12 protein-coding genes and 1 tRNA gene are annotated in these 12814 nt (G+C 63.1%); 5 read left to right on the top strand and 8 right to left on the bottom strand.

The window, feature by feature from the left end; all coding sequences use genetic code 11:
• Positions 1–13: 13 nt before the first annotated feature.
• Both ACSSVG_RS18440 and ACSSVG_RS18445 read right to left on the bottom strand, forming a co-directional pair.
• Positions 14–1006 carry a helix-turn-helix transcriptional regulator gene (locus ACSSVG_RS18440; protein ID WP_492415824.1) on the bottom strand — a complete coding sequence of 331 codons (993 nt, stop codon included), beginning with the start codon at positions 1004–1006 and terminating at the stop codon, positions 14–16.
• A gap of 159 nt (positions 1007–1165) precedes the next feature.
• On the bottom strand, positions 1166–1336 hold the full coding sequence (locus tag ACSSVG_RS18445) for a hypothetical protein (RefSeq protein ID WP_200846779.1): 171 nt from the start codon (positions 1334–1336) through the stop codon (positions 1166–1168).
• A gap of 81 nt (positions 1337–1417) precedes the next feature.
• Between ACSSVG_RS18445 and ACSSVG_RS18450 the strand changes: the two genes are divergently transcribed.
• Positions 1418–2386 (top strand): GlxA family transcriptional regulator, encoded by a 969-nt coding sequence (locus ACSSVG_RS18450; protein WP_231341879.1) that lies wholly within the window; start codon positions 1418–1420, stop codon positions 2384–2386.
• A gap of 14 nt (positions 2387–2400) precedes the next feature.
• On the opposite strand, the gene ACSSVG_RS18455 is transcribed toward ACSSVG_RS18450, so the two are convergent.
• The 6 genes from ACSSVG_RS18455 to ACSSVG_RS18480 all read right to left on the bottom strand — a co-directional run bounded on the left by ACSSVG_RS18455 (position 2401) and on the right by ACSSVG_RS18480 (position 7041).
• Entirely contained in the window at positions 2401–2703 is a 303-nt protein-coding gene (locus tag ACSSVG_RS18455; RefSeq protein WP_231341878.1) for a protealysin inhibitor emfourin, read from the bottom strand.
• Positions 2704–2785: 82 nt separating this feature from the next.
• On the bottom strand, positions 2786–3826 hold the full coding sequence (locus ACSSVG_RS18460; RefSeq protein ID WP_492419247.1) for a M4 family metallopeptidase: 1041 nt from the start codon (positions 3824–3826) through the stop codon (positions 2786–2788).
• Positions 3827–3983: 157 nt separating this feature from the next.
• Positions 3984–4056, bottom strand: a tRNA-Arg gene (locus ACSSVG_RS18465).
• Positions 4057–4176: 120 nt separating this feature from the next.
• Positions 4177–5679 carry an FAD-dependent oxidoreductase gene (locus ACSSVG_RS18470; protein WP_492415825.1) on the bottom strand — a complete coding sequence of 501 codons (1503 nt, stop codon included), beginning with the start codon at positions 5677–5679 and terminating at the stop codon, positions 4177–4179.
• A complete protein-coding gene (locus tag ACSSVG_RS18475; RefSeq protein ID WP_492415826.1) occupies positions 5676–6548 on the bottom strand; it encodes an FAD:protein FMN transferase in 873 nt (290 codons plus the stop codon). Before ACSSVG_RS18475 ends, ACSSVG_RS18470 begins: the two co-directional genes overlap by 4 nt.
• A gap of 4 nt (positions 6549–6552) precedes the next feature.
• Entirely contained in the window at positions 6553–7041 is a 489-nt protein-coding gene (locus tag ACSSVG_RS18480) for an FMN-binding protein (RefSeq protein WP_492415827.1), read from the bottom strand.
• A gap of 217 nt (positions 7042–7258) precedes the next feature.
• Here ACSSVG_RS18480 and argS point away from each other — a divergent pair, with 217 nt between their 5' ends.
• From argS to thrC, 4 genes are read left to right on the top strand one after another with little or no spacing between them, the layout of a single operon-like run.
• On the top strand, positions 7259–8923 hold the full coding sequence (gene argS / locus ACSSVG_RS18485) for an arginine--tRNA ligase (RefSeq protein WP_492415828.1): 1665 nt from the start codon (positions 7259–7261) through the stop codon (positions 8921–8923).
• 4 nt (positions 8924–8927) lie between these two features.
• Positions 8928–10400 (top strand): diaminopimelate decarboxylase, encoded by a 1473-nt coding sequence (gene lysA, locus ACSSVG_RS18490; protein ID WP_231341873.1) that lies wholly within the window; start codon positions 8928–8930, stop codon positions 10398–10400.
• Positions 10393–11709, top strand: a complete 1317-nt coding sequence (locus ACSSVG_RS18495) for a homoserine dehydrogenase (protein WP_231341872.1) — start codon at positions 10393–10395, stop codon at positions 11707–11709. The genes lysA and ACSSVG_RS18495 overlap by 8 nt, the downstream gene beginning before the upstream one ends.
• Positions 11710–12813, top strand: coding sequence for a threonine synthase (thrC, locus tag ACSSVG_RS18500; RefSeq protein WP_159701940.1), 1104 nt, complete (start codon positions 11710–11712; stop codon positions 12811–12813).
• Position 12814: the final 1 nt, after the last annotated feature.

Below are 12814 nucleotides of genomic sequence, written 5' to 3' on the forward strand. Positions count from 1 at the left end.
GGCTGCTGCCAGTCTACTGTGGCCGGGGTCCTGCGTCCGCTGCTTCCGTCACAGTCCCGGCTGCTGCGGTGAGCCGGCGGGACAGGTGCCGGGCGAAGGACCTGAATTCTTCGGGCTCGAGGATCTCGAAGTCCATGTCCAGCGCGGCCAGATACGCGGCCGGTGCGGCCAGGTTGTCCCATCCGGAGCTCAGGATGGTGGCGCTCTGGCCGTCTGCTGTCAGCGTCGCGTATTGGGAATTCACGACGGCGGCTACCTCGGCCAGCGGCGCGCGGAGTCGCACCACGACATCGAACCTGTACGGCGAGCGGGTGATCGACTGCTGCACGTAGGCAGCCAAGTCTTCCGCGGGCAGCGGACGTGGTAAGTATTTCTTGCGTTCGGACGGCAGGGTAGCGAACCTGTCAGCCCTGAAGGTCCGCCAATCCTCGCGGTCCACATCCCAGGCCACCAGATACCAGCGGCGGCCGGTGTCCACCAACCTGTAGGGTTCCACAAGCCGCCGAGCAGATTCGCCGTCGGACTTGACGTAGTCAAAGGAAATCTGGCGCCGGTCTGATATGGCGGCTGAGACAACGGTCAGCTGTTGGGGATCAACTGTCGCCGCGTTGCTGGGAAGCGTGGTGACAGCGGCTTTCAGCATGGCGAACTTGGGACGAAGCCGGGATGGCAGGACTTGTTCCAGCTTTGCCAGGGCGCGGACCGAAGCTTCGCCGATTCCGGCTACCGGACCTGCGGCCACCGAGTTCAAGCCCAAGGCGACCGCCAATGCTTCGTTGTCGTCCAGGAGGAGGGGTGGCAGCTGCGCGCCGGCTCCAAGCTGGTAGCCCCCGGCGATGCCGGGTGAGGCATGGATGGGGTATCCCAGGTTCCGAAGCTTATCGATGTCGCGTCGGACCGTCCGCTCGGTAACGCCCATGCGGTCAGCGAGGGCGGGGCCTGTCCATTCCCGACGAACCTGCAACAGCGACAACAGCTGGAGCAACCGGGCAGAGGTTTGGATCATGCAAGTGAATCTAGTCCATGTGTCCGAGGCGTGAGAGCCAGGAAACATGCAGCCCTTAAATAGGGACGCCCGCCGTTGGGGGAATCCTGCAGAATTCCTTGAACGGACGGGCGTCGGTTGGTTATGGCGTGGTGGACCTTGCAGTGGACTGGCATGCCCCTAGTAGATGCGGGGGTTCCAGTACGGGCTGCTCGGAGCGTCGAAGGCGCTCCACGGTTCCTTGGAGCTGACGGGCGGGTTATGTCCGCGACCATCCTTCAACAGGGCGGAGATGGTAGCTGCGACGGCGGTGATGAGGACGATGAAGAGGATGATTCCGAAGATTTCCATGCCTCAAGCCTGCTCCTGTGGCAGACCAAGAAACAGTGGCAGAAATGCCCCATTTAGACAATTTTCTGCCACACTGGAGTTATGTTGAAATCAGTGGCGGTGATCGTTGTACCCAACTTCTCGATCTTCGAATTCGGGACGGCCTTCGAGGTCTTCGGCATCGACAGATCGGACCGAAACGCCGGAGTTCCGGCCTTCGATTTCCGGGTGGTCGCCCCCGAGCCTGGGGACATCCGCATGAAGTCCGGCCTCTCACTGCATGTGAATCTGGGCCTTGAGGCAGCAGCCGATGCGGACCTGGTCATCATGGCGCCTTTCGGCCGGGACCAAGAGGTCCCCGAGTCGGTCATGGATGCCTTGCGGGCCGCCCACGCGCGCGGCGCATGGGTGATGTCCATCTGTTCCGGAGCCTATGCACTGGCCCGTGCCGGTCTGCTGGACGGGCGCCGTTGCACCACGCACTGGCACTATTCGCAAGACCTGGCCAGCCGCTATCCGGACATCATCGTGGATGAGAACGTCCTCTATGTGCAGGACGGAACCATCATCACCAGCGCCGGCACCGCAGCCGGAATCGATGCCTGCCTCCACCTCGTCCGCGTCGAGTTGGGAGCAAACGTCGCCGCTGCCATCGCGCGCGACATGGTGGTTCCGCCCCATCGCGACGGCGGCCAGGCCCAGTTCATCGACCGCCCCATGCCGCGCTGTGGTTCAGCGCCCATGGAGGAGCTCCTGCGTTGGATGGTGGAACACCTGGACGAGGAACACAGCGTGAATGAACTCGCCGCACGTCTCCACATGTCTCCCAGAACCTTCGCGCGCCGCTTCAGGGCCGAAACCGGCACGACTCCTGCCGCGTGGCTCAATTCGCAACGGGTCTTGAGGGCACAGGAGCTACTGGAGACCACAGAACTGAACATTGACGAGATCGCCAGGGAAGCAGGGTTCGGGCATTCGGTGCTGCTCCGCCATCATTTCACCAAGGTGCTGGATACCAGCCCGCAGAGTTACCGGCGTGCCTTCCGGGGGCAGCTGGCTGAGGCCGTCTAGGGGAACCGGGACCGTTAGCGCCGGCTCCCGAGGCGACCACGGGACTCCGAGCCCTCAGCCTTGGCGCACTCCACCAGTTCCTGCCACGGGCCTGTGACGGCACGGTCGGGGAGGGTGGCGCGGCGTTGGCCCGCCCTGATGGAGTACATGAACCGGTCCGGTTCGTTAGCTGAACGGGGCTGGCTTTTCGCTTCGTCCCACGGGCAGGCCTCAACAATCGGAACCCATCGTTCCTTCTCATCGGGGGAGACAGCCTCCACGCTCCAGACGCGTGTCATCGCGGCGATTCCCCCACTGCGTTGGACGGTGATCTTCATGACCGGCTGCTTCTCGTTCGACATTCCATGGCCAGCCAGCCGGCGGGACCACAAACAAGCACTGTCCGGTCCCGCCCTGTGACTAAACCTTGACCTTCACAGTCTCCCACGCCTTGAGGACGGCGTCATGTTCAGCTGAACCGGAACCGAAGAGTTCCCCAGCGGTGGCCACAGTGGTCTTGGCGAACTTTCCAAACGTGCACGTCGCGGGGAGTGAACCGCTGGTCAGGGTGCCGTACCAAATCTGGCCCGGCGCCTCCCACGCATTGCCACCGAGTTCCGAGGCAACCACGTAGAAAGCCTTGTTCGGGATGCCGGAGTTGATATGCACTCCACCGTTGTCAGCACTTGTCCGCACGTACGTATCCATGGAGTCCGGTTGGGGATCCTTGCCCAGCACGTCGTCGTCATAAGCGGTCCCGGGTGCCTTCATGGAGCGCAGGGCAGCACCTTGCACCTGGTCAGTGAAGAGGCCCTCGCCGATCAGCCAGCTGGCCTGCCCTGCCGGCTCCTGTTTCAGGTACTGCTCCACCAGGACGCCGAACACATCCGACATGGACTCATTGAGCGCGCCGGCCTGGTTGCGGTATGCCAGATTGGCTGTGTACTGCGTGACACCATGAGCCAGTTCATGCCCTATGACGCTGACGGATTTGGTGAAGCGCTGAAAAATCTGGCCGTCACCATCGCCAAAGACCATCTGGGATCCATCCCAGAAGGCGTTGTCGTAGAGCTTCCCGTAATGGACGGTCGCGTCCAAGGCGAGACCGGCGTCGTCGATGGAGTCCCTGCCGAAAATATCGCTGTAGAGGCGGTGCGTGCTCCCGAGGCCTTCGTAGGCCTCGTCTGCAGCTACGTCCCCGACGGGTCCCGCGCCCTCCTTCCGGACGACCCGCCCCGGCAGGGTTTCCGAGGATTCGGCATCGAATATGGTCCGCTTCGGAGGTCCCGGCTTGGTCTGGCGGGCACTGGGCGGTGCCGCCGGAACGGGGGCTGTGCGGGTGGCCTGCAGGTCCTTAATATGCAGCAGCGACTCTTTGGCTGCCCTGGCGACGGCCCGCAGCCGGGGCTCGTGCTGGGCGGCTATCTTGCGAAGCATGTACGGCGGGACGATCGAGCACATCACGGCAAACCCCTTTGGCTATCGGTAAGTCCAACTGGATTCAGCCTAAAAGCAGCCGCAGACAATATTGCGGTGTACGCCCGGCAAGCCCCGAACTGATAGCGCGGCACCGGCAGACAAAAATACCCCGCCAGCAGGACTGGCGGGGTATTTGATGTGCCCTCGATAGGATTCGAACCTACGGCCTTCTGCTCCGGAGGCAGACGCTCTATCCCCTGAGCTACGAGGGCATCCAGGGTTCCCTCCGTTGCCGGTGGGACGTCCTAGAGCTTAGCAGCCACTATGCCGCAAATGAAAACCCGGCACCGCAGCGGCGGGCCCAGCTCAGGGGCCCGCCAATCAGTACCCGGTTAGTACCCGGCGAACGAGTCGACGTGGACCCGGTGTGCTCCTGCGCTTCGGGCGGCAGCGCGGAGGGAGTCGACGCTCCGCGGGGAGCCCGAGACAAACACTTCCCGGTCCGCGATGTCCGGAACCAACTCCGCCAGGCGTGCGGCATCGATCCTGGAGGCGCCGGCGTCGAGCATGAAATCCGGGGGAGTTGATCCGTCCGCGAGGCGGGCAATGACCTTCGCCCCTGACGCTTGCAACTGCTCTACGCAGGCCAACTCATTGCGGCCCTTGGCGAGATACACCACCACGCTGTCGCGCGCCGGGGCGTCGGCAGCCAGCTGCGACAGGAAAGGTGTGATCCCGATTCCTGCAGCGATCAGCAGGACCGGCTTCCCGGCGTCGTTCGGCAAGAGAAAGTCTCCACCTACGGCAGTTGCAGAGAGCTTGTCGCCGGGCTTCAAAGCCATCAACGCCTTTTTTGCCGTAGACAGCGGCTCGGCCGTGCCAACTCCGAAAGTCACCTCCGGCGAACCGGGCGGGCTGGTAATGCTGAAGACACGACGGCGGCCTTTGCCGTCGGAACCGGAATGCGGCAAGTTGAGCTCCATGAACTGACCGGCCACAAACCGCACAGGCCGCTGCGGCTCGAACCTGAACTCCGTACTGCCCGGAGTGAGGGCACGCGAACCCTTGAACGTCAGCTCAACGCCGCCCCGCTGGCCCAGGAAGAAAGCCAGGAGGTTGCCCAGCAACAGGGCAAGTTCGGGGGAGTTGGCGACGAATCCGAAGTTGTAGGGAACCGCGAAGACAACACCCACGACGCCGGCAAGCGCCACCTGCTGCCAGCGGCGGGGAGGCAGGGTGAGCGGCTCCGAGAGCATGAAACCCACGAAGAACAGCAACGGGCGCTGCGCCAGCGATTGCCACAAGGCCTGCCCGAACGTCATGCTGCGGCTCAGGAGCTCCACCGTAATGATGGTGGTGGCCGCCGCCAGGAAAACCGTGCCCATCAGCAGCTTTCGCGTGCGGTAGAGGACAACCAGCACGCCGGGGACCAAGAGCCAGAGCATTGCCGGGGTGGCAGCCCACCATGTCGCGATGTTCAAACCGGTCAGGCCGGTGATGAACGCCCCGGCGGCCGCTGGGTTGAAGATGTGCCGCCCGCGGAAAGCCAGCGCGTACTTGGACACGCTAGCCAACACGCAGGCCAGTGCGACACCCGTCATGTCGGTGAGCCCGAACGTCGGCCAGAACAGGAAATACAGCAGCAACCCAGTAATCAGGGAGGACTCCGTGTGCGGCTTAACCCGGAAGACCAACGCGAGCAATCGGTTGGATGCGTATGTCACCGCCAGGCAGAGCGCAAGGTGTACCAGCATTTCCGGGAGGCCGAATGTCAGCCATCCCAGGATGTTGAGCAGCATGCTGTAGGCCACCAGCACACCCAGCACCCACAGAATCAAGCGGTACATCGTCAAGCGACCCAACCAGGTGTCCACCCAGGACTTAGCGGCAATCATGTGAACAGTCTCCCCTCGAAACGGTTCGAAAACGCGGCGGCACCACTGGAGGAAACCTTGAGCCAGGAGAAATCGAACTCATCCCGCAACCGGGTCGGTTCCAGGATGAACAATGCCGTTGCCAACGCATCGGCCAACAACGCGCTCGAAGCCATGGTCCACGTGGCCACCGTGGTGTTAACGGGCTTGCCGGTGGTCCCATCCAGGACATGGTGCAATCCATCACCCCAGGCCCGACGGTTCGAAGCCGAGGCGCAGAGCGCGGAATTGTGGAGTTCAACGGTGCCAATGGCCTGGCCAGGGTTGTAGGGGTGTTCCAAAGCGACCATCACCGGATGCGTCCCCGCATGCACCATGTCGCCGCTGCCATCCACCAGGAACTCAGCATGGTCCGCGGCGCGAAGGACCTCGCCCAGGAGGTCCACCAGCTGCCCCTTTCCGGCGGCTCCAATATCCAGGACCACCGGCTCCGTGGCGGTCAAGGCCGCATCCGTCCACTCAAGGACGTCTTCCCACCGGGGCGGAGGCTGGGGGCTTCCGGACGGAGCCAACGTGTATCCGGGATCGTAGCCAAGCCGTTCGAGGCTGCTGCCGATGAGCGGGGTCATGGCGCCATCGCTGAGCCGATACAAGGCGGCATAGACCTTATGAAGGTCTTTGGCATGCTCTGGCAACGTGATCCTGCCCGGTGCCCGGGACAGGCTGGACACCAAGGAACCTGCCCTGAACCGCGAGTACGTCAGGTCATAATCACCCACTGTTTCCAACAGCTGGTTGCGCACCGCGGGTGCCAGCGGCTCCGGCGTCGAAATCTCCCAGTGCGTGCCTATGCCTTCGAAACTGAAGTTGCTCCAGTCCGGATGCGGCATGGTGCTACTTGGCCTGGGACTTGATCTGCTCCACGGCGTCGTTGAATCCGCCCGAGGTGAGGGAAGAACCAGCCACCTTGGAGACGTTGAGCTCATCGATGCTCTTGCCGACGATTTGCGCCGAAATACCGCTGGCGAACTCGCCCTGGAACTTCTTGGTGTTCGGGTTGGAGGGATGGACCGTGATGTTCACAGCGGACACAGTGTCACCCGCGAGGGTGAGTTCCACGCCCACAGTCTCCTGACCATTGGGAGAGGTATAGGTGCCGTCGGCGCTGTAGGTTCCGTCCTTATATGCGGTGGTCGAGGTGGTGGAGCCGGACGTGGTGGATGAAGTGGTGGGGCTGGATGTGCTCGCCTGGCCACCGTTCTCGCCGGCCGGCGAGGACTCCGCGGGCTGCGACTGCGCAGATGGTGCGCAGGCGGCCACGGCACCGATGAGTGACAGGCCGGCCATGCCGGTGTAGAGGCTCTTGCGGAGTGGCGTAGTCATGGGTCTGCTCGTTTCAACTGGACAAGAAATGATCAATGGACTGGTTCTCCCGGGATGACCAACGCGGCCACCTCCTACGTGTTCACAACGTTGAATTCAGCGTAATGGTTCAGTCTGTGCCACCCGCCAGCCGTTCCTGTGCGCTGGCTGTGACCAAACTATCCACATAAGCGACCCTCAATTCCGCGACTTTGCAGGCCCCCGGTAGGCTAGATGCGTGACTCCCGAAGAACTCTCTGCTGCCATATCCGCTTGCCTTAAGGACGCCGTCTCTACCGGCGAAATCGCCTTGACGGAATCTGCCGTGCCTGACGCCGTGCGAGTGGAGCGACCCAAGAACCGGGATCATGGAGACTGGGCCACCAACATCGCCCTGCAACTCTCCAAGCAAGCCGGTATGAATCCCCGCGACTTCGCCGGTATCCTCAGCAACCACCTGCAGGGCATTCCCGGTGTTACCGGGGTGGAAATCGCCGGTCCAGGCTTCCTGAACATCACCGTGGACGCCGCCACGGCCGGTGCCCTGGCCAAGGCCATTGTTGAGGCCGGCGCGGGCTACGGCACCAACCAGGCGCTCGCGGGCCGCGTGGTCAACATGGAATTCGTTTCCGCCAACCCCACTGGTCCGCTGCACATCGGGCACACCCGCTGGGCCGCCCTGGGCGACGCCATCGCCCGGGTGTTGCGTGCCTCGGGAGCTGACGTCACCGCCGAGTACTACATCAATGACGCCGGCTCGCAGATGAACGTCTTTGCCAACTCCGTGCTTTCCCGCCTGCACGGCCGGGGAGTTCCGGAGGGCGGCTACCCGGGCGAATACATCCGGGAGTTGGGCGACGAAGTCCTGAAGGCCCACCCTGACATCCGCGAACTGACGGACGAGGCAGCCCTTCCGGTGATCCGCGCCGCTGCCTACGAGGCACAGATGGCCGATATCAAGACCACGCTGGCAGACTTCGGTGTTGAGTTTGACGTCTTCTTCTCGGAGAAGGAACTGCACGACGCCGGTGCGATCGAATCCGCCGTTGCCAGGCTCCGGGAGCAGGGTCATGTCTTTGACGACGGTGGTGCCGTCTGGCTGCGCACCACCGACTTCGGCGACGACAAAGACCGTGTGATGATCCGCGCCAACGGTGAACCTACCTACTTCGCTGCCGACGCCGCCTACTACCTCTCCAAGAAGGATCGCGGATTCACCGAAAAGATCTACCTGCTCGGTGCCGACCACCACGGGTATATCAACCGCCTGAAAGCCATTGCGGCTTGCGCGGGCGATGACCCTGAAGTCAACATCGAGGTCCTCATCGGCCAGCTCGTGTCTGTGAATGGCGCAAAACTGTCCAAGCGAGCGGGCAACATCATCGAGCTCAAGGACCTTATTTCCTGGCTCGGCAAGGACGCGGTCCGCTACTCGCTGGCCCGTTTCCCGGCCGACTCGCCGTTGACGCTGGATCCGGAACTGCTGAAGAAGCACAGCAATGAGAACCCGGTGTTCTATGTGCAGTACGCCCATGCACGGTCCCGCGGCACGGCACGTAACGCTGCCGAGGCCGGCGTCGAGCGCCAGGTTGACGGGCAGGATGCCTTCGACGCGTCACTTCTTGACCACGCCACGGAAAACGAGCTGCTCTCCTACCTGGGCAGCTACCCGTCCATCGTGGCGAAGGCGGCCGAACTGCGCGAGCCGCACCGCGTAGCCCGGCACCTCGAGGTCATCGCCGGCGCGTACCACCGCTGGTACGACGCCTGCCGCGTGTCCCCGCAGGGCGACGATCCCGTCCTGGACGTCAACCGCACACGCCTCTGGCTCAACGACGCCACGAGCCAAGTCCTTGCCAACGGACTCGAACTGCTTGGCGTCTCGGCGCCGGAACGGATGTAGGGCTATGAACACAGACGCTGCGCACGCTTCTCCGCTGGCTCCCGGGTGGTTGGCTGTCCCCGAAGACCTCAATGCCCTGCAGGCGCCCCTGTGGGCGGCCGGGGTTGGGAAGAACGACGCCGGCGAGGTCACCATTGACGGAATTACCGTCAGTGAGCTCAAGGAACAATTCGGCACTCCACTGTTCGTCATGAGCGAATCAGACTTCCGCTCCCGTGCCCGCGCATTCAAGGACGCCTTCGACGCCGCCTTTGCGGACATCTGCGGGGGAGTGGATGTCTACTATGCAGGAAAGTCCTTCCTCTGCACCGCTGTGGCCAGCTGGGTGGCCGAAGAGGGCCTCCGCCTGGATACGTGTTCCGGCGGCGAACTCGCTGTTGCTGCACGAGCAGGAATCGAAGGCTCCAACCTTGGGTTGCACGGCAACAACAAGTCGGACGCCGAGATCAACCGCGCCCTGGACATGAAGCTTGGCAGGATCGTGGTGGACAGCCTCGATGAGCTCGAACGTGTTGCCAAGATAGCTTCCAGCCGCGGCGAAGTTGCCAAGGTCATGCTGCGCCTGACCCCGGGCGTGCATGCGCACACCCACGAGTTCATTGCCACTGCCCACGAGGACCAGAAGTTTGGTCTTTCCATGGCAGGTGACTCCACAGAGGAAGCCGGTCTCTCGGCAGCAGAAGAAGCTGTGGCAGTTGCCACCTCGTACGCCAGCATCGAGTTGCTCGGCCTGCACTGCCACATCGGTTCGCAGATCTTTGAGCCGGACGGATTCGCCGTGGCAGCAGAGAAGCTCCTGGGCTTCCTTGCCGCCATGCAGGCCAAGTACTCGATTCTCCTGCCGGAACTGGACCTGGGTGGTGGCTACGGCATCGCCTACACCCCGGTGGACACCCCCCGCCCGCCAGCCGAGATTGCGCAGGCGATGGCCGCCGTCGTGCGTTCCAAGTGCGCTGAGCTGGACATCACGCCGCCGCGCATCTCCATCGAGCCCGGACGCGCCATCGTAGGCAGCACCACGTTCACACTGTACGAAGTCGGCACCCTCAAAACCGTCCGGGTCGACGCCCCTGAGGGTGAAGAAGGACTGAAGAACGTTACGTATCCGCGCCGCTATGTGTCGGTGGACGGCGGTATGAGCGACAACGCCCGTCCGGTGCTGTACGACGCGGATTATTCGGCGATTTTGGCTTCCCGTGACTCCTCGGCGGCTCCGCAGCTGTCCCGCGTAGTGGGCAAACATTGCGAGAGCGGCGACATAGTTGTTAGAGATGTATATCTGCCCGCGGACGTGGCAGCCGGTGATTTGCTCGCAGTACCGGGTACCGGCGCCTACTGCTGGGCCCTCTCCAGCAACTACAACTACCTGGCCCGGCCTGGCGTTGTCGCTGTACGCGACGGAGCTGCCCGGCTCATTGTCCGCGGGGAAACCGAAGAAGATCTCTTGAACCGCGACATGGGAGTGGCGAATGTCTGAAGTGCGAACCTTGAAGGTGGCCCTGCTGGGCTGTGGCAACGTGGGGGCCCAGGTCGCGCGGATCTTGATTGACGACGCCGGGACCCTTGCTGCCCGCAGCGGCGCCCGCCTTGAGCTGTCCGGCATCGCCGTCCGCACCATCGACACCCCGCGTGATGTCGAATTGCCCCGTGAACTTTTCACCACGGATGCCGATACCCTCGTCAAGGATGCAGACCTGGTCATCGAGCTTATGGGTGGCATAGAGCCCGCCCGGTCGCTGATCCTGACGGCCATCCAGAACGGCGCGTGCGTTGTCACGGGCAATAAGGCACTGCTCGCGCAGGACGGCCCCACCCTCTATGAAGAGGCTGACAAGGCCGGTGTCCAATTGTCCTATGAGGCCGCGGTAGCCGGTGCCATCCCCATCCTGCGCCCCATCCGCGACAGCCTGTCCGGCGACCGCATCACACGCGTCCTGGGAATCGTCAACGGCACCACCAACTTCATCCTTGACCAGATGGACACCACCGGTGCACAGTTCTCCGACGCCCTTGCCGAAGCCCAGCGCCTTGGATACGCCGAAGCGGACCCCACGGCCGACGTTGAAGGACATGACGCCGCGGCGAAGGCCGCCATCCTCGCGTCACTGTCCTTCCACACCCGCTTCTCCCTGGACGATGTCTACTGCGAAGGCATCACCAAGGTCTCCGCTGCGGATATCGCGTCCGCCAAGGAAGCCGGCTTTGTCATCAAGCTGCTCGCGATTGCCGAGAAGATCGACTCATCAGAGAACGGAAGCGGCATTTCGGTGCGCGTCCACCCCACGCTCCTGCCGCGCGAACACCCGCTGGCCGCAGTTCGTGGTGCGTTCAACGCCGTATTCATTGAAGCGGAGAACGCCGGCGAGCTGATGTTCTACGGCCAGGGCGCAGGCGGAACACCGACGGCCTCTGCCGTCATGGGCGACCTCGTCTCCGCGGCACGGCGCCTGGTCCTGGGAGGTCCGGGTCGAACGGAAACCACCACGGGGCATGTCCCGGCACTGACCATCGACGCCTCCGATACCAGCTACTACATCGGTTTGGACGTAGCTGACCAGGCCGGCGTTCTGGCGAGGATCGCACACATCTTTGCGGAAAACGGTGTCTCGATCGAGATCATGCGTCAAACGATCCACCGCGACTCTGAGTCGAACGTTGAATCGGCTGAGCTGAAGATCGTGACCCACCGTGCGTCCGAAGCTGCACTCGCAGCAACCGTCGAGGCCGTCAAGGGCCTGGACGTCATCAATTCTGTGACATCCGTACTGCGGGTAGAAGGGGTCTAAGTGGCTCACCAATGGCGCGGAGTAATCCGCGAATACGCTGATCGTTTGCCTGTAACGGAAGCCACGAAGGTCATTACCCTCGGCGAGGGCGGCACCCCGCTCGTCCACGCGCAGAAGCTCTCCGAGTTGACCGGCTCAGAGGTCTACCTCAAGGTTGAAGGCATGAATCCCACGGGTTCCTTCAAGGACCGTGGCATGACCATGGCCATGACGGCGGCTGTGGAAGCCGGTGCAAAGGCCGTAGTGTGCGCCTCCACGGGCAACACGTCCGCTTCCGCTGCAGCCTATGCCACGGCCGCTGGCCTCAAGTGCGCTGTGCTGGTTCCCGAGGGCAAGATCTCCATGGGCAAGCTGAGCCAGGCAATTGCGCACGGCGCGACGTTGCTCCAGGTGGACGGCAACTTCGACAACTGCCTGGACATCGCACGCAAGCTCGGCGAAGCCTACCCGGTCTTCCTGGTCAACTCGGTCAACCCCGCGCGCATCCAGGGGCAGAAGACCGGTGCCTTCGAAGTCGTGGACTCGCTGGGCGATGCCCCGGACATCCACGTGCTGCCCGTTGGCAACGCCGGTAACATCAGTGCGTACTGGAAGGGCTACAAGGAGTACTCCGCGCCCTTCGAGACCGCTAACGGAACGCTTCCTGCCGTTTCAACGAAGACCCCCATCATGTGGGGATTCCAGGCTGCAGGTGCTGCGCCGTTCGTCGCCGGACACCCCATCACGGAGCCCGATACCATCGCCACCGCCATCCGCATCGGCAACCCGGCGTCCTGGGACACCGCCGTTGCAGCGCGTGACGAATCAGGCGGACTCATCGAAGCAGTCACGGATGACGAGATCCTGGCCGCCCACCGCTGGCTGTCTGCGAAGGAAGGCGTTTTCGTCGAGCCCGGCTCAGCTGCCGGCGTCGCGGGTTTGATCAAGAAACATGCCGCAGGCGAGGTGCCGGCAGGCAAGACCATCGTGATCACCGTTACCGGGCACGGACTTAAGGACCCGCAGTGGGCCCTCCGTACCGAGGACGGCAGCGATGTCCAGCCTGTCAAGGTGCCAAACGACGTCGTAACCGTCGCCGCAGAACTGGGACTGGAAGAAAACTAAG

The sequence above is a fragment of the Paenarthrobacter sp. E2MeOHC11 genome, assembly GCF_058744955.1.

What these genes read in the sequence shown, in the direction of transcription:
- ACSSVG_RS18470 (WP_492415825.1), bottom strand. Translation starts at nt 5,679, where the DNA reads ATGATTGCCGCTAAGTCCTGGGTGGACACCTGGTTGGGTCGCTTGACG.
- ACSSVG_RS18455 (WP_231341878.1), bottom strand. Translation starts at nt 2,703, where the DNA reads ATGAAGATCACCGTCCAACGCAGTGGGGGAATCGCCGCGATGACACGC.
- ACSSVG_RS18475 (WP_492415826.1), bottom strand. Translation starts at nt 6,548, where the DNA reads ATGCCGCATCCGGACTGGAGCAACTTCAGTTTCGAAGGCATAGGCACG.
- lysA (WP_231341873.1), top strand. Translation starts at nt 8,928, where the DNA reads ATGAACACAGACGCTGCGCACGCTTCTCCGCTGGCTCCCGGGTGGTTG.
- ACSSVG_RS18480 (WP_492415827.1), bottom strand. Translation starts at nt 7,041, where the DNA reads ATGACTACGCCACTCCGCAAGAGCCTCTACACCGGCATGGCCGGCCTG.
- ACSSVG_RS18495 (WP_231341872.1), top strand. Translation starts at nt 10,393, where the DNA reads ATGTCTGAAGTGCGAACCTTGAAGGTGGCCCTGCTGGGCTGTGGCAAC.
- ACSSVG_RS18440 (WP_492415824.1), bottom strand. Translation starts at nt 1,006, where the DNA reads ATGATCCAAACCTCTGCCCGGTTGCTCCAGCTGTTGTCGCTGTTGCAG.
- ACSSVG_RS18445 (WP_200846779.1), bottom strand. Translation starts at nt 1,336, where the DNA reads ATGGAAATCTTCGGAATCATCCTCTTCATCGTCCTCATCACCGCCGTC.
- ACSSVG_RS18460 (WP_492419247.1), bottom strand. Translation starts at nt 3,826, where the DNA reads ATGTGCTCGATCGTCCCGCCGTACATGCTTCGCAAGATAGCCGCCCAG.
- ACSSVG_RS18450 (WP_231341879.1), top strand. Translation starts at nt 1,418, where the DNA reads ATGTTGAAATCAGTGGCGGTGATCGTTGTACCCAACTTCTCGATCTTC.